Here is a 19,624-nt window from a genome sequence, read left to right on the forward strand (position 1 = left end):
ATAACAGTTGTGCTGGCGACAATAGCAAGAGTGAACCACCTGATCCCTTCCCGAACTCAGAAGTGAAACCTCTTAGCGCTGATGGTAGTGTGGGGTTACCCATGTGAGAGTAAGTCATCGCCAGCTCTTTATTCGAAACACCCCCAACTTAAACGTTGGGGGTGTTTTTTATGCGTGGAAAAAAGATAAAAGGGGGCGAAAATAAAGCGTTGGAAATCCAACGCTATAAATCGACCTAAAACGATAAAATTATCTTAACTGACGTCGTACATGCTTTAATGCAGTTCTTAACCCTTCTTCTAAAGTTGGATGATAAAAGGGTTTATTTAAAATTTCATGAATGGTTCGTTCTTCTGAAATCATCCAAGCTAACATAAGCCAATGACTGCATAATTTGAATTGTGGGCGGGTATCCAACGAATATCATGGTCCATTCTGACCAAGGCTCACAGCACTGTAGTCGTCATTTTAGAGCGCTATTATTGATGAATAACTGCATCCAAAGCATGTCTAGACGAGGCCTTGCGCAGTATATTGCTCATGGGATAATGCAGTAACAGAAAGCTTCTTTCACACATTTAAAGGTCATGTGGTACATGGCAGTGTATTTTTGACCCGAAAAGAAGCCAATGTTGTCTTGTTTGACTATATTGAGATTTACTACAATCGAGTGAGAAGGCACTCTGCAAATGGTTGGTTAAGCCCAGAAGCCTTTGAGCAGAAATATTTTAAGAATTTAGAGGGATAGGTTGTCCACGATACTGCCTGGGATCATTATTTGGCTACCTTTATCGGGTAAATTTTATATTTAAAATATCAATATTCTAAATATTCGATTAAAAAAAACCTGCTTAAAAAGCAGGTCATAGATTTAGAGAAATGAAGTCAATTAAGCAAAAATATTACATGCTGCAGATGCCAAAATCCATAGAATCACCACTGCAACTACTGGCTCTACAATTTTTGACCAAGTCGGTACTTGTACTTCAGTTGTTACGTCTTCTTGTGTATGTTGTTGATTAACCATTTGATTGAACTCCTTCATTGATGCCTCTAATGATATCTCTTCTTGAAGATTTGGTTTAGAACCAAGGAGCTCTGTTAGGTTGTTTGTTGACCAAACCCAATCATCCGCTTGACCAGAAAGATGTTCAATTTGTCCGTTGAGTAATTCTCGAATACTTTGCGGTGAATGTGAGCCTGTATCATGAAGTTGTTTTAATTCATTTAATTGTAAATGAAAAACTTCTGTAGTTAGGTTTTCGAGTTCAGAGCGTTCTAATGTTGATGCATTTGAAGGGTTGGTGGTGAGATGACGTGAAACTTCCTGAATATAGAGTTCATCAGGCTGAGTAATTTCTTGATAAACCTTTTCACCATTAATGCGTAGCTGATGAATCAATTCACCTAAGGTTAAAGCATTAATTTCACGTAAGTATTGTCGTTTTTCTTCACGATTTAAATGACTTAAAAGCGTAGGCTTTTGAGATTCTATTTGTTCGACAAAATATTGTACTAAATCAAAAGCCATTATTCGCTTCCTTATTCTTTAATCGAGCAACCTTAAACCCGGTTTTTTCTTCGGTTGCTCTTGTTGTTCTTGGTCGTTTGATTTTAAAGCATTTTGATCATTCTGAATACCTTCATATTCTTGAGGATCGAAGAACATGCCTTGACCATTTTCACGTGCATAGATGCCTAGAACAGCAGAAAAGGGGATATAGAGGTTTTGCGAAACGCCACCAAAGCGTGCAGAGAAAGTAATCGTCTCATTACTCATGTGTAGCGCATGCGTTGCATGAGGTGCTATATTCAGGACAATTTGGCCATCTTGAATATATTGAACTGGCACCATCGTACCATTCTGTGTCGCATCGACAAGTAGGTAGGGGGTAAGTTGGTTTTCACAAATCCATTCATAAAGTGCCCGTGTTAAGTATGGACGTGTTGGAGTGAGTTGTAGTTCCTGTTCAGACATAATGCTTACTCGAATATTTATGGAAAATTAATTTTTTACTAAAAGCTCGCTATAGCGATTTTTTTCCTGCAATGTCATTGATTTGATAAATGCTGGACGGCTAAAGATGCGTTGGCAATAGAGAAATATAGGGCGGCATTGCTGTTTGGGAAGCTCAATACCCATGGCTTTTAGGCGCAGAAATATAGGCGCGAGCATACAGTCTAACATGCTAAATTGTTCAGACATAAAATAAGGATAATGCTGAAACAAGGGGGTTAGTGAAATGAGTGTATCACGTAATTGTTTTTGTGCTTTTTGCGTGGCTTTTTCATCGAGGGTATCGGGATGGCGAAGCATAATATCCGCCAGTCTTAACCAATCTTGTTCGAAGCGCCATACATATTGACGTTGCTCTGCACGAGGCATAGGTGCATCTGCATACAGTTTATTTTGACGATAACGGTCATCTAAATATTCGGCAATAATACTGCTGTTATAGAGTTTTAGGCCATTTTCAATCATCATCGGAAGTTGATTGTAGGGATTTAAACTTGCAAGATCTTCGTCTTCATCATCAGCAATAATTAAATTATGTTTGATTTGCTTCTCTGCAAGTACATAGCGTATCCAGTGTGAGCGAAAGTCATCCGCATGACTGTAAAGCGTAATCCCTTGAAGAGGTGCATTTTCGACTGACATAATCCGAGACGATGAGAAATGAATAAGATAGGATACTAAAATTAGACAGTAAAATCACGGGGACTTTAGCAATATCAATGCAGCTACAGTGAAAATTACAGTTTTGTTTTATTTGATTTTATCTGATAGCTATTTCATGTCATTCATTTACCTGATCGTCACCGCATGATGACCATTGCACTTGTACAAAAATTATTATTTTTAGCTGCTGTTATTTTTATGGGCATTGGCTTTTATACGGCACTCGCTGGAGGTTATGCCTCTGATTATGGAGCAGAGGATGATAGTCCTGAACAAAAAAGCAAAATGACCATTTGTACAATTACACTAACACTGTCGGTTATATGCTTTATTGCGAGTTTGAGTCTCTTTGTTTATCGGATCGTTATTCTATTTGTATCATCTACATAAAAATTAAGACATAAAAAAACCTTGGCATAAGCCAAGGTTTTTTGTCCAATTCGGTAAACGAATTAACGTTTAGAGAATTGAGGACGTTTACGAGCTTTACGTAAACCAAGTTTCTTACGTTCAACTTCACGAGCATCACGAGTAACGAAACCAGCTTGACGAAGAGCAGGTTTAAGAGTTTCGTCAGAAGCGATCAATGCACGAGTAATACCGTGACGGATAGCGCCTGCTTGACCACCGATACCACCACCAGCAACAGTGATGTAAAGGTCATATTTCTCAGTAGCTTCTAAAAGCTCAAGTGGTTGGTTAACAACCATACGAGCAGTTTCACGACCGAAATATTGTTCTAAAGAACGGTTGTTGATTACGAGTTTACCAGTACCAGCTGATAGGAAAACACGTGCAGTTGCGGTCTTACGGCGACCTGTACCATAGTTAGTAGCCATGTGCTGTATCCCTTAGATGTCCAAAACTTGTGGCTGTTGAGCAGTATGTGGATGCTCAGTACCAGCGTACACTTTCATTTTCTTGATCATTGCATAACCAAGAGGACCTTTTGGCAACATGCCTTTTACAGCACGTTCGAAGATTTCTTCTGGTTTGTGAGCAACTAATTTTTCGAAATTAGTTTCACGAATACCACCAGGGAAACCAGTGTGGCGATAATATTTCTTATCAAGTGATTTTTTACCAGTCACTTGAACTTGCTCAGCATTGATAACAACGATGTAGTCACCAGTGTCAACGTGAGGAGTATAAGAAGTTTTGTGCTTACCGCGTAAACGACGAGCGATTTCAGTCGCAAGGCGACCTAAAGTTTTGCCAGAAGCATCAACAACGTACCAGTCGTGTTGAACTTCAGCTGGCTTAGCGCTGAGAGTTTTCATTAAACCACTACCTATTATAGTTGGTTTGGACTATGGAAGCTGTCCAAACAAAAGGAGACGCGATTCTATACGAATACGTGAAGAATCACAAATGAAAATATAAAATTTCAAGCGCTGTATTGTAGTATATTTCTTCAGCAATAAACAGCAGATAATCCAGAAATTATAAAAAAAGCGGGGTGAATGTAAATCATGTCGAATTCTAATCTGTTAAAAACCACATCTGACCCCTTATTTTGGCGACATTCGTGGTATTTAATGGGCTTATGTAGCACCTTGATTTTAAGCCCAACTTTTTTGTATTTGGTGTCTTTGCATGGGGCGGATGGTGCGATCATCGTTTTGTTAATGATGCTCACTTTATTTTTCCTTAGTTATTTATTGGTTTATCTGTTGATTGGATTATTGCTTGTGGGCGGTATGTTTTTTTGGCTGATAACGAACTACCCGCAGCATGTACCGGCCGTTCAGCGCGGCATTGTAATTCTTATTGCACTGATTTGGATCATTGGCATTTTAGGTTTTGCTTTCGATTTCATTCCATACAATGTCGTACAACGTAATTATTTTTGAGTTTTAGTCCGATATTTTTAGTCAATAAAATTAGGTCTGTCATGTGCATCACACAGTATAATAATGCTATTGCACACACAGGATAGACCCATGCTGCCTTTATATATCACGAGCGGTGAACCCGCAGGTATCGGACCTGATATTTGTTTGAGCTTAGCCAATCGAATAGATGAAAGGCCACTTGTGGTTCTTATTGATAAAGATTTGCTGCTCAAGCGCGCTCAACAGTTAAAGCTCGAAGTTGAACTGATTGACTATGTTGGGCAGGAAGCGTCGGCAGCTCTAGGTCAGCTTTATGTGGAACATGTACCTGTGGCTAAATCTGTCATCGCAGGTCAGTTAGATGTGAACAATGCAGCCTATGTGTTGGAACAATTACGTCGTTCTGCAGATTATGCGATGTCTGGCAAAAGTGTAGGTGTTGCAACTGCACCTGTGCAAAAGTCGATTATTAATGATGCCGGTATCCATTTCAGCGGACATACGGAGTTTTATCAAGAATTTGCAGGCGTTGATCGTGTCGTGATGATGCTTGCGACCAAAACGCTCCGTGTCGCATTGGCAACTACACATTTACCGCTTCGTGATGTAGCCGATGCCATTACTCAAGAACGTTTGCATCAAGTCATTGATATTGTAATTCATGATTTAAAAACCAAATTTAAAAAAGATCATCCGCATATTTTAGTCTGCGGTTTAAATCCGCATGCGGGTGAAGATGGCTATTTGGGCATGGAGGAGATTGAAGTGATCAATCCGGTACTAGAGCGTTATCGCGCTCAAGGGGTGAATATGAGCCTGAGTCTACCTGCTGATACCTTATTTACACCTGAAAATTTAAAAGATGCAGATGCGGTTTTGGCGATGTATCACGATCAGGGCTTGCCTGTGTTAAAGTCGCAGGGCTTTGGCGAAGCCATCAATATCACTTTGGGCTTACCGTTTATTCGGACTTCAGTGGATCACGGCACAGCACTGTCACTGGCTGGAACTGGTCTTGCTAAAAGTTCGAGTTTACAGGTGGCGGTTGATTTGGCTTTAGAATTAGCACGTGCGAAAAATAACGAAACTTAATAATAAAGGTTTGAATTTTATATGAATAATAGTAAAAAATTATCAAAAATAAAACAGGAAAATAACAAGATGCTTAGGGCGAAATCGATCATTCGCCCATTTTTTGGGATTGCGTTAGCGTTGATGCTGTCAGCATGTTCAACGCTCGCTACAGATCATCATTTTTGTGAATTAAAAGTATTATCGCTGCAAATTCCAAAACAGACGGAAGGATTTATACGTTTTGCATTACCGGGTGCTGTGGATGGCTTTAAACATAATCAGCAAAAATTTAATCAAGCGCTGACCGCGGTGCATAAAAAATATGCGAATCGTGATGGAGCTGATAAAATGCTTCAAGATGGACAGGCAATCAATGCTAATATTGATCTGCTTGTACAGCATCAAAATAGCCTGAGTGCGCTATATGAATATCAACTTCTTGTAAGTGAAACCATTCCAGGTATTCAAGCTGAATATAACATTCTGGCTGATATGATGGCTAGAGCAAACAATTCAGCTATTCAAGCAATGATTGCCAAAAATCAAGTCTATATTGCGGGACGAATGTTGAGTTCTTTGCTGAAGTTAACTGATGTAAATTCTATTCATCCAGACGATTTAGATGACTTTTTAGCAGATTTTGAAACTTTCAATATTTTTTTGAAGGCTCAACTGAATGGTAATCCCGAACTCGGTGTAGAGCGCGTAAACAATGCTGAAATGCGTGAAAGTTTGCTCTCCATTCAGGCTGAAACTGAAGAAATGATGAAATCTGAAACAATGGCTTTGTTGAAACAAAGAGAGCCATTGCTCAGTGTAATTAACGCGGCTCGGGATAATGTGGCCAAGTCCGAAGAAATTTTTGCTCGCTTGAGTGAATTTGAATCAAGTCAGTAATCGTTGTAATAAACCTATGCGGAGAATTTTATGTATCAAATTAATGCCCTAAACCCAAAAGATGAAGGGCATCACACGCGTAAGCGGTTTGGACAGAATTTCTTACATGATCAACGTGTTATTGCCAAAATTGTACGTTCGGTAAATCCGCGTACTGGTGACAATATTGTCGAAATTGGTCCCGGTCTTGCCGCGCTTACATCGCCTTTAATTGGTGAATGTGATGCTCTAACTGTGGTTGAGCTGGACCGTGACTTAGCTGCAGGTTTGCCGGGCCGTGTGCCGCATCCTGAGCGCTTGACCATTGTTGAAACCGACGCGCTGAAATATGACTTTACCGAGCTGTTTGCCGAAGGCCGTCCTCTGCGCGTGGTTGGCAACTTGCCGTATAACATCTCGACTCCGCTGCTGTTTCATCTCTTGGAGTTTGGCGACAAAGTCAAAGACATGCACTTCATGCTGCAAAAAGAAGTCGTGGACCGTATTACCGCTTCACCGAATACTAAAGAATATGGTCGTTTATCGGTGATGATTCAATATTTCTGCAAACCGACGTTTTTATTTGAAGTGCCACCGGGCTCATTTAATCCGCCGCCAAAAGTCACCTCTGCGGTATTCCGTTTAGAGCCTTATGCCGTTAAACCGATTGTGGCGAAAGATGAAAAAGCGCTTGCGCGTTTAGTTTCACATGTCTTTACTCAGCGCCGCAAGACCTTGCGTAACAGCTTAAAAGGCATGTTGGTTGAAGATGGTTTTGAAAATGCAGGGGTTGATCCAATGGCGCGTCCAGAAACCCTAACACTTGCAGAATTTGTCGCATTAGCAGATCAAATGGTGGCTTAAATAATTATGACTCGCAATATTCGCTATAACTATGTCATTGGTGATGTTCAAGGCTGTTTTGAAGCATTAAAAGCTTTACTGAAAGAGATTAAGTTTGATGCAGACCAAGATTTTATATGGTTTGCCGGTGATCTCGTCGCACGGGGTGAAAACTCGGTAGGCGCTTTGCGGTTCATCAAAAAATTAGTGGATAGTGAAGTTGCGGCGACGGTACTGGGCAATCATGATCTGACTTTGCTGGCATGCGCTCGCGGTATTAAGGATATCAATCCTAAAGACAATATCGATGATGTGATTCACGCTTTAGAAAGTGATGATTTGATTGATTGGTTACGCAAGCAGCCGCTGTGTCTATTTCCGAATGAGCAAACCATTTTGACTCATGCGGGTATTCCTTTGAATTGGACTGCGCAGCAAACCGCAGACTTGGCAAAGGAAGTGGAAGCGGTGATTGGTCATGACGACTTTGATGTGGTCGATGCGTTTCTTCAAGTGATGTACGGTAAAGAGCCGAACCTATGGTCGGATGATTTGTCTGGTCATGCGCGCTTACGCTGTATTACCAACTATTTGACCCGCATGCGCTTAACCGATGCAGAAGGTCGATTAGAGTTCAGTTTTAAAGATTCACTCGATGACCCTATGCCGAAGGGTTTTAAGCCATGGTTTGAGTTTGAGTCACAAGCAGCTCAGACCCATCAAATTCTTTTTGGTCATTGGGCTGCTTTACAAGGAAAAAGCATTTCAGCAAAAATCCAAAATGTGGATGGCGGATGTGTTTGGGGCAATCAGTTGATGGCCTATCGTTTAGAAGATCAGTGCATGTTTGCGGTCGATAATCCTGTAATGTAAGTATTTAAAAATAAAAAAGCCGCATTCGTGCGGCTTTTTTATTGGTGTGTGGATTAGTCTAAACGAATCCAAGTTTGGTTACGACCCAAGACTGAAACGCCAATACTTGCACGGATCGAAATACGTTTTCCTGTGCTGTTTAAGCGGACTTTAGCATCATAAACTTTGCCAGAAAGAGGGTCGATAATACGACCTTTTTCATAATTATTTGTATTATTAATTTGCTTTAAACCTTTAACAATTTCCATGCCGAGAATCGGTTGGTTGGTATAAGGCGCAGGGCACTTATTACAGTTTTTTTGCGGTGTATAGCCCGGACGTGGTGTAATTTTAATAATTTTACCGGTATAGGTATTATTTGATTCTTTGTGAATCGAAATAATTGCTTTTGCAGCTCCTGTTTTATCGTCAATTTGTTGCCATGTGCCAGCAATGTCATTTGCAAATGCAACATTCATCAATCCGAATGTGCAAAGGCTGAATAATATTTTTTTAAACATGATCGCTTGTCCCCGAGAAGCATGATTTATGAGCACGTATGTTAGAAAGTTTACGAGAATAGTCAACTTAATTTTTTAAAATAATTTGAATATCTTAGGCATAAAAAAACCGCCATGTCGGCGGTTTTTTTACTTGTTTGAGGCTACTCTTGGCGAATCCAAGTTTGGCTACGACCAAGTGCAGAAACACCCATATAACCCCGTAAAGTTAGGCGTTTCCCACTGGCATTTAAACGGATTTTTGTGTCGTAAACTTTGCCTGAAAGAGGGTCAATAATACGGCCTTTGTCGTAGTTATTAGTGCCTTCAATATGTTTTAAACCTGTTAAGATATCAAGGCCTAAGATTGGCTTGTTTTTGTAGGGTGCAGGGCAGTTTACGCAGGTGTCGCGTGGTGTATAGCCCGGACGCGGCGTCACTTTGATGATTTTACCCACGAATGTGCCATTACTTTCTTTACGGATTTCAATAATGGCTTTTTGTGAACCTGTTTTATCATCAATTTGTTGCCAAGTCCCTGAAAGGTCTTGAGCAAAAGCTGAACCACTCATTACAGCAGCTAAGAATAAGAGGCTCACTTTTAATTTTTTCATCAGATATTCCCTGTAGGTGGTTCACCTATATCAAATCAATTTACTGAATAAATTTAAAATTTATTCAGCGCGAATCCATGTCTGTGTACGACCAATTGCGGAAATCCCCAGATATCCACGTAAATGTAAGCGCTTACCATTGGCAGAAATTTTGCCTTTTAAGCTGTAAATTTTGCCTGCTAAAGGATCAATAATTTTTCCTTGAGAGTAGGTATTTTCACTTTCAAGTTTCAGCCCCTTAAATACATCCATCCCTAAAATAGGCTGGTTGGTATAAGGTGCAGGGCAATTCACACATTTTTCCTTTGGTGTATAACCCGGACGTGGCGTCACTTTCACAATTTTGCCGGTATAGGTGTCTTTGGCATCTTTTCGAATTTCGATCAGTGCTTTAGGCGAACCGGTTTTATCGTCAATTTGTTGCCAAGTCCCTGTAAGATCTTGAGCATAGAGTGCAGAGCTTGTGACTACAGCACCAAATAATGCAGCCCATTTCAAACTTTTTTCGATCATATTAATAATCCTTTATCAATACACTTTGTGAGGGTTTATTGATCATACTAGGTAATATTTGAACTTAGAGCAACTACTCTAAGCCTAAATATTTACATTTTATTCGGGAAAGTTGACATGTTGCACAAAAGTGCCTTTACCAAAAATGTAACATCCACAGCACATCGTTCAATGTGTTGTGGTGTACCCTAGAATTTATATTAAGTTTATTTTTTATACAAAACAATCATTTAAAAGTGATTGCTCAGTCACATATTTTGTAGATAGAGTATGAAAGTTGGCAACCAGATTGCTGTGAATACTGCATTTACCGCCATGCCAAATGCCGCATAGCGCCCAGCAATGCTGCCGCGCTGCCAAGCTTGAGCTGTGCCAATTGCATGTGCAGCAAGTCCTAAGGCGAGTCCTGATGCACGTTCATCATGAATATTTTTGAGTATGATGGGTGAAAATGCTGCACCAATCACCCCTGATAAAATCACAATCAAAATCACCAAAGGAATCGGGGAATGCAGCAGCGTCGCAATGTTGATGGCAATAGGGGTCGTCACAGCTCGTGTAGCGAAAGCCATAATGGTTGGATCAGACAGATGCAGTAAATAAGCCAGCCCCATAGGGAGGGCAACGGCACTGATACTGGCAAAGACTAAAATCCCGCCTACGGCTTTTAATGGTAAGTCATCGTAACGCATCGCTGCTAAAGGAATGGCTAGAGCCACCGTGACATAGCCGAGTAAGTTATTGAATAGTGGATTCACCTGTGTCATATAACTTTCATAGGAAATGCCAAACAGATAGAGCATACCAATGACGAAAAACATCCCAATCACAATCACGGGGATTTGCGGTAATTTTTTATTAATAGGTTTTGCGACAAGATAGGCGATCAAGGTAATGATGAATCCAGAGATGATTGAAAGCATGTTGATTCTCCTATAGCCATTTCTTAGACATTTTTGCGTAGACCCACAGCGGTATGAGGGTGCTGACAAAGAGAACAATCAAAAACATCGGAATTTCATCGCCTAAATGCATCATCATTAGCAATGAGCCCGCACTAATAGGTAGGAAGGCAAAGGCACTTTCTTTCATGATTTTATTATTGGTATCGACCAAACTGGCTGGAATTTTGTTGAATTTTCTCCAAAATGAAAGCACGATCAGCAAGCTAATCAGTCCGACGAGATTACCTAATTCTGGGTGACTGAATTGCTTCATGACCCAGACCGCACCTTCACGGAAAAGAATAATTAATGCAAGAGTGCCTATCCAGGCTTTCCAGTCGATGCGCTTGATCCAGTCCATTTTTGTCTTTCGTTAAAATTATACAAATCAAGTTTTAACCGATTTAATCTTTAATTTCAAATTCTTCAAGAGGATGTTGGAATTGTTGCGCACGTGTTCCCAAAATTTCATCAATGGGTAAATGCGCCTGTTTAATCAGTTGTTCTAACTTATGTGGGGCAATGATGACATGCAAAATTAAGTTGCCTTGTTCATCATAACTTTCATTTTGGATCACATTGAGCGCATACAGTTGTGTTCTTAATTTACCATAAGCCGGTTTTAGATGAACTTCAAAGCTTTGAATTTGACCCATTAAGCATTCTTGAACCGCTTGGCGTAATAAGGGTAGACCTTTACCACTATGCGCTGAGACATAAACACGTTCCGGCTGATGAGGCTTGCCATAGATGATTTTAGGATCTTCACCACTGACATCAATTTTGTTATAAACGCGCAGAATCGGAACATCGACACCAATTTCTTTCAGTACTTTTTCGACAGCCTCGATTTGTTCCATCATGTCCGGACTGCTGGAGTCAATGACATGTAACAATAAGGTCGCCTCCAACGTTTCTTCTAAGGTGGCTTTAAACGACTCGACCAGTGAGTGCGATAAATTACGCACAAAACCTACAGTATCTGCGAGAACTAAGTTGCCGATGCCATCCCAATGTAGACGGCGTAAAGTTGGGTCAAGTGTCGCAAAAAGTTGGTCTGCTGCATAGACATCACTTTTTGCTAAATTATTAAATAAGGTTGATTTACCCGCATTGGTATAACCCACCAATGACACGGTTGGAACAGCAGCTTTTTGACGTGCCACACGACCTTGCATACGTGTTTGGCGGACTTTCTCAAGCTTCGCTTTGAGTTGTCCCATACGGAGCTTGAGTAGCCGACGGTCAGTTTCCAGCAGCGTTTCACCCGGTCCACGTAGGCCGATCCCACCTTTTTGGCTATCGAGATCGCCACGACTACGAATCAGTCGTGAAGCCATATGTTGTAATTGGGCCAATTCAACTTGCAATTTACCTTCATAGGTACGTGCGCGTTGGGCAAAAATATCTAAAATTAATTCTGTACGATCGACCACACGACAACGCATGATGCGTTCAAGATTACGTGCTTGGGCAGGAGTGAGGGCATGGTCAAAGATGACCAATTCGGCTTCATGCTCTGCAACCACTTCTGCAATTTCTTCAGCCTTCCCTGAGCCGATAAATAATTTAGCATCAGGCTTAAGACGCTGAGCACGCACATGTTGCAGAATATTGGCACCTGCAGATTGAGCCAGTAAGTGGAATTCTTCGGCATCAAGGTCTGCGAGCATTTGTACTGCCACGCTGACTAAAATTACGCGTTCACCGCTCGCTTGATGTTGATTTAAATTTTCCACTCAGCACACACTCCTGTTTAAAGATTCATTTTAGGCGAAAATGCAGTGCGAGGGTTAATCTAAGTGAGGGATTAATGGCTAAGTTCTGTATGTCGTGCTATTCAATTAGAGAAAGCTGCGAAAGCTCAGCGCCAATAAAAAAAGCACACTCATATACATCAGTGAAAAACCTGCAATGGCTTTTAAAGCTTGCCATGACGAAATAGGGGGATGGTCCGAATGTGAGTGATTCATGATTTATAACCTTTAAAACCGATATAAAAATGATATTTGATTTTTAAAAACGATTTAAATGGGAAAATATTATCTTCGACTTCGGTTTTTATGATCAATGCAAAAAAACTGTCTTCGGTATATGATGATGAAAATTTACGCCAAATTGTGGCACCGTGTCCTTTTAGTGAACCGTTTATGAATCAACCTCAAATCGTCAATACACCGCAAATTAATGTGTTTTCAAAATTTTATTTGTATTGTAAAAAAGTCGGTGCAGCAGCCGTTGCTGTGACGCAGGGTTTTTATTTGGTTTATCGTCATCAATTGTATAAAGACCCGAATAACCCGCAAAATACCCGCTATGTGCAGTATTTTTGTCGCAAGTTATGCAAAGTATTTAATCTTGAAGTCAAAGTACATGGTGAAATTCCACGTCAACCCGCCCTTTGGGTAAGTAATCATATTTCATGGTTAGACGTTGCAGTTTTGGGTTCAGGTGCACGTGTTTTCTTTTTGGCTAAAGCTGAAATTGAAAAATGGCCAGTGCTGGGTAATTTGGCGAAAGGCGGTGGCACGTTATTTATTAAGCGTGGCTCTGGCGACTCGATTAAAATTAAAGAACAAATTACGGGCTTCTTAAAACAAGATACGCCGGTACTCTTTTTCCCAGAAGCCACCACTTCAGATGGCAGCAAAATTAAAAAAATTCATGGTCGTATTTTAGGTGCGGCGATTGAAGCCGAACGCCCAGTCCAAATTTGTTTAATTTGCTATGTAAATCAAGAGGGTGAATTGGACAATATTGCGCCCTATGTCGGAGACATTAGCTTTGATCGACATGTCAAAAATGTCTTAGAAATGCCGAATGTCACTGCGCATCTAATGACATTGCCCGCAATTGATTCGGCAGGTCATACTGTGGAAAGCTTGACGCAAGAAGTGCAGCAAAAAATGAATCAGGGATTAGCAGAGCTTCAAGCCAAAGTTCTTAAAGCGCCAGTTCCAGTTGAAGCTAAATAATTTAATGATACAGGCTGCAAGGGGATGCCTTTGCAGCACGATCCTTACATAAAGCCTTCGAGCGGCAACCAAGAAACAAATTTCACTCCTGCTTTTTGCCACCACTTGATTTTCGGTTCACGTGGATAAATACGCGTTTGACCATTTGATAGCTTAATTTTCCAATTGATTTGTTGGTCTGCATTGAGCACCAACTTATAGGCATATTTACTCAAATTTTCATCCATGGTGTAGTGGATGGCTTTGGCTAAACGTGGGCTATTCAGTAATACCCCAATTTCAGTATTTAAATATGCTGAGCGAGGGTCAAAGTTAAATGAACCAATAAAAACTTGTTTTTCATCAATTGCCATCAGTTTGGCATGCAGACTCGAACGGCTTAAACCTTTCAGACTAACTTTAGATTTTTCCGCCAACTCTTTGGTATTGGTGTTGAGGTTTTCTGCATCAGGTCTAGAGAGAAATTCATAGAGTTGAACGTCGTGTTCCAAGAGATCTTGACGATATTTGCTATAAAAAGCATGAACCAATGGCACGTCATTGGCCTGGAATGAGTTGGTCAAAACTCTGACTTTCACGCCATCGGCACTGAGGTTTTTTAGGCGTTCCGCACCTTGTTTTTCTGGAACAAAGTAGGCTGAAACGATATCGACACTTTGCTCCGGTTTATCTAAACGGTTGAGCAGCTGAAAGTTGAGATGCTCTTCTTTTTTGGCCTTAGATTTGATTTTGCTCGGGGAGTCTTTGACCACTTCGGCTTTGACCCAGTCAAATTGGATTTTATTGTTGAGCCAGTCATCAAAGGCATGTGAACGGTTGGCTAAGTCCAAATAATTGACCACAGTGGCTTCTTGGTTATAGTCATCGAGTTGTTGTTTGAGACTGTCAAAGCGCAAGCTATAGTGGCGTGGATTGACCAATTGGCGTACTGGAAAGGCATAATCATCATTCCAATATTCATCAAAAGAATGAATGATTTCATCGGATGCCGCACCGACCAACATGACGTCGACATCGGAAAATTGATAATTATCACTGACGTTATAGTATTGGTTACTCATATTGCGACCACCAATCAGAGCAATTTGATTGTCTGCAATAAAGCTTTTGTTGTGCATACGGCGGTTGATGCGTTTTAGATCCAGCACCATATCGACAGGGCGGAAATGTCGGAAGCGGTACGGGTTATACAGTTTGACATCAATATTGGCATGTTGGTCGAGTGCCATATAAATGCCTTCCATTTTTTTGGCATTGTTGTCATCGACCAATAAACGAATTTTGACCCCACGATCTGCAGCTTTGATCATGGCATGTAGAGCCAAAGCACCAATTTTGTCGTTATCCCAAATATAGTATTGTAGATCTAAACTTTTTTCGGCCTTATTGATTAGCTCGATTCGAGCCGCTAAGGCTTCTAATGGGTCATACAGAACGTGGTAACCGGTTAAGTTTGGATTTTGTTCCCGTAGCGGCAGCACAATTTTCGCAAGGCTAGTATCGTCTGTCGGGGTATTAAAAGCATATTCCACAGGTTGAGTTTGCTGTTTAGGCAAGGTACTACATGCAGATAAAGTCAAAACAAGGCTACAACTCAACAAAACCGCCTTAGTGTGGTTGTGTATAAAGGGCAAATTTTGCTGTTTCGGTATAGCTGAGTCCATACTGTTAGACATACTAAAAAATTTGATTTGAGTATAAGTGTCAGCTGTGAAAAGATAAATATAGTGACCGAGTTTTCTCGTTAGGCAAATTGTAGAGCAAATGTATGTGGGAATTAGATTCCGTAGTGATGTATTTTTATATCGGGTTGGCTGTGCTGGGCGTTTGGGCAATATCCCAAGCTTGGTTAAGTCAGTCGCGCACGGAAACGATTCATCCGTTTAAAGCCTTCGTACATTTGTTGGCGTTTTATCTCTCGTATTTACTTATCCCTTTATTCTTCTTTAGCTTTTATGCAGGCTGGAGTGGCTATTATTCACTACATGAAGCAATTTTTGTCGGTGCTGTTACGGGGCTTTTGTGCTATGCCCGATTTATCGAGCCGCACATGATTCAGGTGAAAAAATGTCAATATCAATTGCATGAAACACGACAATTATTAAAGCCTGTACGCATTGCCTTAATTGGTGATTTACATATTGGTTTATTTTCGGGTCATGAACGTCAGTTAAAAATGATCGTTGATAAAATCAATGCACAAAATCCTGATTTGGTCGTGGTTGCAGGGGATTGGACTTATGAGCCAGAAAATAAGTTAGCTGAAGAGCTGGCCGTACTAAAAAAAATTATTGCTCCGATTTATTCGGTGAATGGTAATCATGATGAGCAATATCCCGGTCCGCCTATTCAAGCGTTATTAAAACATGCATTAGAAAGTAATCATGTGGTGGATATCGAAGGGCAAGTAGTCGAGTTTAATGAGTTTCGTTTATTAGGTGTTGGGGATTTGTGGGCAGGTAAAGCCGATATGCGCTATTTGCCAGAATTGCCACAAGATAAGCCTTGGATCATTTTGTCGCATAATCCAGATACCGTCGATATGGTACCTAAACTTCCCGGACGACCATTGATGTTGTCGGGTCATACCCATGGCGGGCAGGTACAACTGCCTTGGTTGACCGATTATGTAATGAAAAAAGTGTCGATTTTAGGCCATAAAAAAGGGCTATATCAGCATGACAATGCAGATGTCTTTGTCACTGTTGGTACGGGCATGGTTGGGGTACCTTTCCGTTTTCTTGTGCCACCGACCATTGATATTATCGAGTTGGTTTAATCAAAAACTACCGTTCATTATCGCTAAACGGTTTGATGAATGTTCTTCTTGATGTAGAGCTACAGGCCTTGCTTTGTTAATAAAATTGAACCGTGCCATTAAACATTTGCTGTTTGAAGTTGAGTGAATGACAGTGTCTTGGAACAGATGATGTGTATTGCTACTCAGTGGGATCTAAGCTGCATGCATGAATTTAATTATTTAAAATGCTGTCAACTACAGAGTATTCATCAGTTCATTGACTCAATTTGAGACATAAAAAAGCCAGCAATATGTGCTGGCTTTTTTATTATGTGCAGATTAAACCTGATTATTCACATCATCATTTTTGGTTTCGCGAATCATTAAGAACGCGATCAATGAAAGGATTGATGCCGCAGTTAGGTAGTAACCTACTGCATATAAACCATAGCCAGTTGCAAGTTTAGTTGCGATCAGTGGTGCGAAAGATGCACCAAAAATACCTGCCATGTTAAAGGTTAAAGCTGAACCTGTGTAACGTACAGACGTTGGGAAGATTTCAGACAATACCGTACCAATTGGACCATAGGTTAAACCCATGATCGCAAGACCGATACATAGGAATAAGAACACCATCGCAGTACTGCCAGACTCAAGCATGCTTGAGAAGACTAAGCCAAACAATGCAGATACAACACATACCGCAATCGAAGTCGTTTTACGACCAAATTTTTCAGCAAATACAGCAGAAAGTGGAATGAAGGCAGCAAAACAAAGTGTGGCAACCAGTTGAAGTTTTAAAAATTCTTCACGTGTGTAACCAAGCTGGGTTGTACCCCATTGTAAAGCGAATACTGTGGTTAAGTAGAACACTACAAATGTACAAATCGCAGCAATCGTACCGAGAATTAACATCCCCCAGTGCTTAGTGATCACTTCTTTGAACGGAATATTTACTTCTTTTTGCTTATCCAAAACTTTTTGGAACGCTGGTGTTTCATGTAATTTTAAACGAATCCACAGACCGACAATAACCAATAGCGCACTTGCAATGAATGGAATACGCCAACCCCATTGCATAAACTCAGCTTCAGACATGAAGTGACCTAAGGTCAAGAATGAGCCTGTTGCAAGAATAAAGCCGATTGGCGCACCCAATTGAGGGAACATACCATACCAAGCACGTTTGCCTTCTGGCGCATTTTCAGTTGCAAGCAGAACGGCACCTGACCATTCACCACCTAAACCAAGACCTTGACCTAAACGACAAAGCGCAAGCAAAAGAGGAGCAACGATACCAATTTGAGCATAGGTTGGAAGCAAGCCGATACATACCGTTGAAATCCCCATGGTGAGGAGTGCAGCAACCAATGTGGCTTTACGACCGATACGGTCACCTAAATGGCCAAAGAATGCTGCGCCAATCGGGCGAGCAATGAAGGCAATTGCAAACGTTGCTAGAGATTGAATCGTTGCGGTTGTTGGATCTGTACTTGCAGGGAAGAACAGATGCGGGAAGATAATTACAGCCGCAGTTGCATAGATGTAGAAATCGAAGAACTCGATTGTGGTACCTACAAGACTTGCTGTAAGTACGCGGAATTTTGAATTTGTTGGTTGCTGTTCAGTGGCAGCAGCACTTGAAGACGCCATGGTGGACCTTACACTTACTAAAAATAATTGAACTTAGTTTTAAAAGCGTAATCTTTTTAAAAAAGGCGTAATTTCTTAAAAAAATACGAAATACCAACTTACGAACTGCGGAATTAGGGTCACTAAAGAATGCAGTGTCAGTGGGTTATATCACGTAGAGATAAATCGACAGGAAATGTGATCCTGCACCTATCAATACAAAAATATGCCAGATAGCGTGTGTATATCTTACCTTTTTTAAGGCATAAAACAATGTACCGATTGTATAAGATAGCCCGCCAATGATTAGGTAGGTTAAAGCTTGATCAGATAAAAAGCGTTGCATATCATCCATTACCAGTACTGCAAGCCATCCCATCACCAAATAAGCAATCAACGAAATCTTTTGAAAACGATGAATGAAAATTAATTTGAATAGTGTTCCAATTGCGGCAATCACCCACAGTGCAATGAGTAAATAATGCGCTTTTGCGGTAGGCAGTGCGATTGCCAGAAATGGGGTGTAAGTACCTGCAATTAAATAATAGATTGCGGTATGGTCGAGTTTTTTGTACCAACCACGGCGCTCAGGAGACTCTGCGAAGTGATATAGACTCGAAGCCGAAAATAATAACAGCATACTGAATGCATACACCCAAAGTGCAAGCCATTGTCCAGTTGGAAGGTATGATCCTTTTAAAATCAGTAGGATACCTGCGATAGCAGACAACGCTGCACCGAAAGCATGGGTATAGAAATTCAGTCTTTCTTCAGCTGGGTCATAAGCTAAAAGATGGGGAGCATTCATAACGTATCTTTTATAATAATTTAAATATACATATGTATAGTAATTCAATTTTGCTTTTGGTGTAAGAAGATTTAAAATTGTTTTGCAAATTTATCTAGGTTTATATTATGTCATCTTTGGCTTCTCCCTCTACGCAAGAGCAGCAATTTTTAGCAGCCTTTCAGCAAGCCATTGAAACACAGCGTTTTGATCGCATGATCTTGAGTCAGTATAAAGGTGAATTAGAGCAATTAGAAAAAATGACCTTGCGAGTCATTTCGCTGCAAGGTGAGTCATTTCTCAGCTGTTTATATCGTTACAAAACCCAAGACATCACCAAAAATTATCCAATCGCATCTGCATATCAACAAGTCGAAAGTTTATTAAGCTGTTGTAAGCAAGCCAACCTGATGACCTTGGATGAAGAAATTCAGCTCAAAAAAAATAAAAAGAAAGCGATGCTAAGCATCAGCAAAAAGCAGCCAGCCTTAGGGAAAATTCCTACGGAGCAGCAAGGACATGATCGAGCGAAACATCGCTATGTCGATCAAAACAGTTATTTCTTACAGCCACTCGGTATTACGGATGCAAAAGCACAAATTATTCCGAGCATGGCACGTAAATGGAAACAAATTAGGGTCTGTTGACATTTGTTGATTAAAAAAATAGCGAGATAGTAAAATTAAATCGCCAAACCCAATTTTACGCTCGCTATGCCTCGAACAATGCTAAATGATCAACACTGGTCCAAGTTACTTT

General features: G+C 40.6%; 22 protein-coding genes, 1 rRNA gene and 3 pseudogenes. 11 read left to right on the plus strand and 15 right to left on the minus strand.

The window, feature by feature from the left end; genetic code table 11:
- Nucleotides 1-11: 11 nt before the first annotated feature.
- A 5S ribosomal RNA gene (gene rrf, locus FTT94_RS14395) occupies nucleotides 12-126 on the plus strand.
- 123 nt (nucleotides 127-249) lie between these two features.
- Here the strand turns inward: rrf and FTT94_RS16775 are convergent.
- A pseudogene (locus FTT94_RS16775) lies at nucleotides 250-375 on the minus strand (hypothetical protein); the annotation flags it as partial.
- Nucleotides 376-407: 32 nt separating this feature from the next.
- Here FTT94_RS16775 and FTT94_RS14400 point away from each other — a divergent pair.
- Nucleotides 408-748, plus strand: a pseudogene (locus tag FTT94_RS14400) (IS3 family transposase); the annotation flags it as partial.
- A gap of 141 nt (nucleotides 749-889) precedes the next feature.
- Here FTT94_RS14400 and FTT94_RS14405 read toward each other — a convergent pair.
- Genes FTT94_RS14405 through FTT94_RS14415 form a run of 3 tightly spaced genes read right to left on the minus strand, consistent with a single transcriptional unit; the run spans nucleotide 890 to nucleotide 2,659 of the window.
- Nucleotides 890-1,531, minus strand: coding sequence for a hypothetical protein (locus FTT94_RS14405; protein ID WP_180171008.1), 642 nt, complete (start codon nucleotides 1,529-1,531; stop codon nucleotides 890-892).
- Between the two features lie 18 nt (nucleotides 1,532-1,549).
- On the minus strand, nucleotides 1,550-1,978 hold the full coding sequence (locus FTT94_RS14410) for a ClpXP protease specificity-enhancing factor (RefSeq protein WP_180041717.1): 429 nt from the start codon (nucleotides 1,976-1,978) through the stop codon (nucleotides 1,550-1,552).
- A 27-nt stretch (nucleotides 1,979-2,005) separates the two neighbouring features.
- Nucleotides 2,006-2,659, minus strand: a complete 654-nt coding sequence (locus tag FTT94_RS14415; RefSeq protein ID WP_180050332.1) for a glutathione S-transferase N-terminal domain-containing protein — start codon at nucleotides 2,657-2,659, stop codon at nucleotides 2,006-2,008.
- 165 nt (nucleotides 2,660-2,824) lie between these two features.
- On the opposite strand from FTT94_RS14415, the gene FTT94_RS14420 reads away from it, so the two are divergent.
- On the plus strand, nucleotides 2,825-3,070 hold the full coding sequence (locus tag FTT94_RS14420) for a hypothetical protein (RefSeq protein ID WP_180171009.1): 246 nt from the start codon (nucleotides 2,825-2,827) through the stop codon (nucleotides 3,068-3,070).
- A 62-nt stretch (nucleotides 3,071-3,132) separates the two neighbouring features.
- Here the strand turns inward: FTT94_RS14420 and rpsI are convergent, their stop codons facing one another.
- On the minus strand, nucleotides 3,133-3,519 hold the full coding sequence (gene rpsI, locus FTT94_RS14425) for a 30S ribosomal protein S9 (RefSeq protein WP_078190115.1): 387 nt from the start codon (nucleotides 3,517-3,519) through the stop codon (nucleotides 3,133-3,135).
- 12 nt (nucleotides 3,520-3,531) lie between these two features.
- Nucleotides 3,532-3,960, minus strand: a complete 429-nt coding sequence (rplM, locus tag FTT94_RS14430) for a 50S ribosomal protein L13 (protein WP_004722943.1) — start codon at nucleotides 3,958-3,960, stop codon at nucleotides 3,532-3,534.
- 192 nt (nucleotides 3,961-4,152) lie between these two features.
- Between rplM and FTT94_RS14435 the strand changes: the two genes are divergently transcribed.
- From FTT94_RS14435 to FTT94_RS14455, 5 genes are all read left to right on the plus strand, one after another.
- Nucleotides 4,153-4,533 carry a hypothetical protein gene (locus FTT94_RS14435; protein WP_180171010.1) on the plus strand — a complete coding sequence of 127 codons (381 nt, stop codon included), beginning with the start codon at nucleotides 4,153-4,155 and terminating at the stop codon, nucleotides 4,531-4,533.
- 90 nt (nucleotides 4,534-4,623) lie between these two features.
- Nucleotides 4,624-5,607 carry a 4-hydroxythreonine-4-phosphate dehydrogenase PdxA gene (gene pdxA, locus FTT94_RS14440; protein ID WP_180171011.1) on the plus strand — a complete coding sequence of 328 codons (984 nt, stop codon included), beginning with the start codon at nucleotides 4,624-4,626 and terminating at the stop codon, nucleotides 5,605-5,607.
- A 21-nt stretch (nucleotides 5,608-5,628) separates the two neighbouring features.
- A complete protein-coding gene (locus FTT94_RS14445; protein ID WP_180050329.1) occupies nucleotides 5,629-6,486 on the plus strand; it encodes a pilus assembly protein PilJ in 858 nt (285 codons plus the stop codon).
- A 30-nt stretch (nucleotides 6,487-6,516) separates the two neighbouring features.
- A complete protein-coding gene (rsmA, locus tag FTT94_RS14450) occupies nucleotides 6,517-7,329 on the plus strand; it encodes a 16S rRNA (adenine(1518)-N(6)/adenine(1519)-N(6))-dimethyltransferase RsmA (protein ID WP_078190111.1) in 813 nt (270 codons plus the stop codon).
- A 6-nt stretch (nucleotides 7,330-7,335) separates the two neighbouring features.
- Nucleotides 7,336-8,181, plus strand: a complete 846-nt coding sequence (locus tag FTT94_RS14455; protein WP_180050326.1) for a symmetrical bis(5'-nucleosyl)-tetraphosphatase — start codon at nucleotides 7,336-7,338, stop codon at nucleotides 8,179-8,181.
- A gap of 53 nt (nucleotides 8,182-8,234) precedes the next feature.
- Here FTT94_RS14455 and FTT94_RS14460 read toward each other — a convergent pair whose 3' ends face one another.
- From FTT94_RS14460 to hflX, 6 genes are all read right to left on the minus strand, one after another.
- Nucleotides 8,235-8,681, minus strand: a complete 447-nt coding sequence (locus FTT94_RS14460; RefSeq protein ID WP_078190109.1) for a DUF2147 domain-containing protein — start codon at nucleotides 8,679-8,681, stop codon at nucleotides 8,235-8,237.
- 143 nt (nucleotides 8,682-8,824) lie between these two features.
- Nucleotides 8,825-9,274, minus strand: coding sequence for a DUF2147 domain-containing protein (locus tag FTT94_RS14465; RefSeq protein WP_168379558.1), 450 nt, complete (start codon nucleotides 9,272-9,274; stop codon nucleotides 8,825-8,827).
- A 60-nt stretch (nucleotides 9,275-9,334) separates the two neighbouring features.
- Nucleotides 9,335-9,787, minus strand: coding sequence for a DUF2147 domain-containing protein (locus FTT94_RS14470; protein WP_111884999.1), 453 nt, complete (start codon nucleotides 9,785-9,787; stop codon nucleotides 9,335-9,337).
- Between the two features lie 248 nt (nucleotides 9,788-10,035).
- On the minus strand, nucleotides 10,036-10,710 hold the full coding sequence (locus FTT94_RS14475) for an LrgB family protein (protein WP_180111379.1): 675 nt from the start codon (nucleotides 10,708-10,710) through the stop codon (nucleotides 10,036-10,038).
- Between the two features lie 10 nt (nucleotides 10,711-10,720).
- Nucleotides 10,721-11,092, minus strand: coding sequence for a hypothetical protein (locus tag FTT94_RS14480; RefSeq protein WP_168379556.1), 372 nt, complete (start codon nucleotides 11,090-11,092; stop codon nucleotides 10,721-10,723).
- A 43-nt stretch (nucleotides 11,093-11,135) separates the two neighbouring features.
- Nucleotides 11,136-12,470, minus strand: coding sequence for a ribosome rescue GTPase HflX (gene hflX, locus FTT94_RS14485; RefSeq protein ID WP_180171012.1), 1,335 nt, complete (start codon nucleotides 12,468-12,470; stop codon nucleotides 11,136-11,138).
- A 411-nt stretch (nucleotides 12,471-12,881) separates the two neighbouring features.
- Between hflX and FTT94_RS14490 the strand changes: the two genes are divergently transcribed.
- Nucleotides 12,882-13,706, plus strand: coding sequence for a 1-acyl-sn-glycerol-3-phosphate acyltransferase (locus tag FTT94_RS14490; RefSeq protein ID WP_180171015.1), 825 nt, complete (start codon nucleotides 12,882-12,884; stop codon nucleotides 13,704-13,706).
- Between the two features lie 44 nt (nucleotides 13,707-13,750).
- On the opposite strand, the gene FTT94_RS14495 is transcribed toward FTT94_RS14490, so the two are convergent.
- The gene (locus tag FTT94_RS14495; protein ID WP_257231464.1) at nucleotides 13,751-15,370 is read right to left on the minus strand and encodes a phospholipase D family protein; all 1,620 of its coding nucleotides are present in this window, start codon (nucleotides 15,368-15,370) and stop codon (nucleotides 13,751-13,753) included.
- A gap of 104 nt (nucleotides 15,371-15,474) precedes the next feature.
- On the opposite strand from FTT94_RS14495, the gene FTT94_RS14500 reads away from it, so the two are divergent.
- Nucleotides 15,475-16,485 (plus strand): metallophosphoesterase, encoded by a 1,011-nt coding sequence (locus tag FTT94_RS14500; RefSeq protein WP_180050311.1) that lies wholly within the window; start codon nucleotides 15,475-15,477, stop codon nucleotides 16,483-16,485.
- 300 nt (nucleotides 16,486-16,785) lie between these two features.
- On the opposite strand, the gene FTT94_RS14505 is transcribed toward FTT94_RS14500, so the two are convergent.
- Together FTT94_RS14505 and FTT94_RS14510 are read right to left on the minus strand one after the other, a co-directional pair.
- Nucleotides 16,786-18,099 (minus strand): MFS transporter, encoded by a 1,314-nt coding sequence (locus tag FTT94_RS14505; RefSeq protein ID WP_180065350.1) that lies wholly within the window; start codon nucleotides 18,097-18,099, stop codon nucleotides 16,786-16,788.
- A gap of 145 nt (nucleotides 18,100-18,244) precedes the next feature.
- Complete coding sequence (locus FTT94_RS14510) at nucleotides 18,245-18,886, minus strand: hemolysin III family protein (RefSeq protein ID WP_180171014.1); 642 nt, start codon at nucleotides 18,884-18,886, stop codon at nucleotides 18,245-18,247.
- 107 nt (nucleotides 18,887-18,993) lie between these two features.
- On the opposite strand from FTT94_RS14510, the pseudogene FTT94_RS14515 reads away from it, so the two are divergent.
- A pseudogene (locus FTT94_RS14515) lies at nucleotides 18,994-19,500 on the plus strand (methyltransferase); the annotation flags it as partial.
- Nucleotides 19,501-19,624 lie beyond the last annotated feature (124 nt).

This window comes from Acinetobacter sp. YH12027 (assembly GCF_013420085.1).
Taxonomy (GTDB): Bacteria; Pseudomonadota; Gammaproteobacteria; order Pseudomonadales; family Moraxellaceae; genus Acinetobacter; species Acinetobacter amyesii.

Bases quoted from the DNA above. Each gene is read 5' to 3' on its own strand.
- FTT94_RS14405 (WP_180171008.1), bottom strand. From the start codon at position 1,531: ATGGCTTTTGATTTAGTACAATATTTTGTCGAACAAATAGAATCTCAA.
- FTT94_RS14410 (WP_180041717.1), bottom strand. From the start codon at position 1,978: ATGTCTGAACAGGAACTACAACTCACTCCAACACGTCCATACTTAACA.
- FTT94_RS14415 (WP_180050332.1), bottom strand. From the start codon at position 2,659: ATGTCAGTCGAAAATGCACCTCTTCAAGGGATTACGCTTTACAGTCAT.
- FTT94_RS14420 (WP_180171009.1), top strand. From the start codon at position 2,825: ATGATGACCATTGCACTTGTACAAAAATTATTATTTTTAGCTGCTGTT.
- rpsI (WP_078190115.1), bottom strand. From the start codon at position 3,519: ATGGCTACTAACTATGGTACAGGTCGCCGTAAGACCGCAACTGCACGT.
- rplM (WP_004722943.1), bottom strand. From the start codon at position 3,960: ATGAAAACTCTCAGCGCTAAGCCAGCTGAAGTTCAACACGACTGGTAC.
- FTT94_RS14435 (WP_180171010.1), top strand. From the start codon at position 4,153: ATGTCGAATTCTAATCTGTTAAAAACCACATCTGACCCCTTATTTTGG.
- pdxA (WP_180171011.1), top strand. From the start codon at position 4,624: ATGCTGCCTTTATATATCACGAGCGGTGAACCCGCAGGTATCGGACCT.
- FTT94_RS14445 (WP_180050329.1), top strand. From the start codon at position 5,629: ATGAATAATAGTAAAAAATTATCAAAAATAAAACAGGAAAATAACAAG.
- rsmA (WP_078190111.1), top strand. From the start codon at position 6,517: ATGTATCAAATTAATGCCCTAAACCCAAAAGATGAAGGGCATCACACG.
- FTT94_RS14455 (WP_180050326.1), top strand. From the start codon at position 7,336: ATGACTCGCAATATTCGCTATAACTATGTCATTGGTGATGTTCAAGGC.
- FTT94_RS14460 (WP_078190109.1), bottom strand. From the start codon at position 8,681: ATGTTTAAAAAAATATTATTCAGCCTTTGCACATTCGGATTGATGAAT.
- FTT94_RS14465 (WP_168379558.1), bottom strand. From the start codon at position 9,274: ATGAAAAAATTAAAAGTGAGCCTCTTATTCTTAGCTGCTGTAATGAGT.
- FTT94_RS14470 (WP_111884999.1), bottom strand. From the start codon at position 9,787: ATGATCGAAAAAAGTTTGAAATGGGCTGCATTATTTGGTGCTGTAGTC.
- FTT94_RS14475 (WP_180111379.1), bottom strand. From the start codon at position 10,710: ATGCTTTCAATCATCTCTGGATTCATCATTACCTTGATCGCCTATCTT.
- FTT94_RS14480 (WP_168379556.1), bottom strand. From the start codon at position 11,092: ATGGACTGGATCAAGCGCATCGACTGGAAAGCCTGGATAGGCACTCTT.
- FTT94_RS14490 (WP_180171015.1), top strand. From the start codon at position 12,882: ATGAATCAACCTCAAATCGTCAATACACCGCAAATTAATGTGTTTTCA.
- FTT94_RS14495 (WP_257231464.1), bottom strand. From the start codon at position 15,370: ATGGACTCAGCTATACCGAAACAGCAAAATTTGCCCTTTATACACAAC.
- FTT94_RS14500 (WP_180050311.1), top strand. From the start codon at position 15,475: ATGTGGGAATTAGATTCCGTAGTGATGTATTTTTATATCGGGTTGGCT.
- FTT94_RS14505 (WP_180065350.1), bottom strand. From the start codon at position 18,099: ATGGCGTCTTCAAGTGCTGCTGCCACTGAACAGCAACCAACAAATTCA.
- FTT94_RS14510 (WP_180171014.1), bottom strand. From the start codon at position 18,886: ATGAATGCTCCCCATCTTTTAGCTTATGACCCAGCTGAAGAAAGACTG.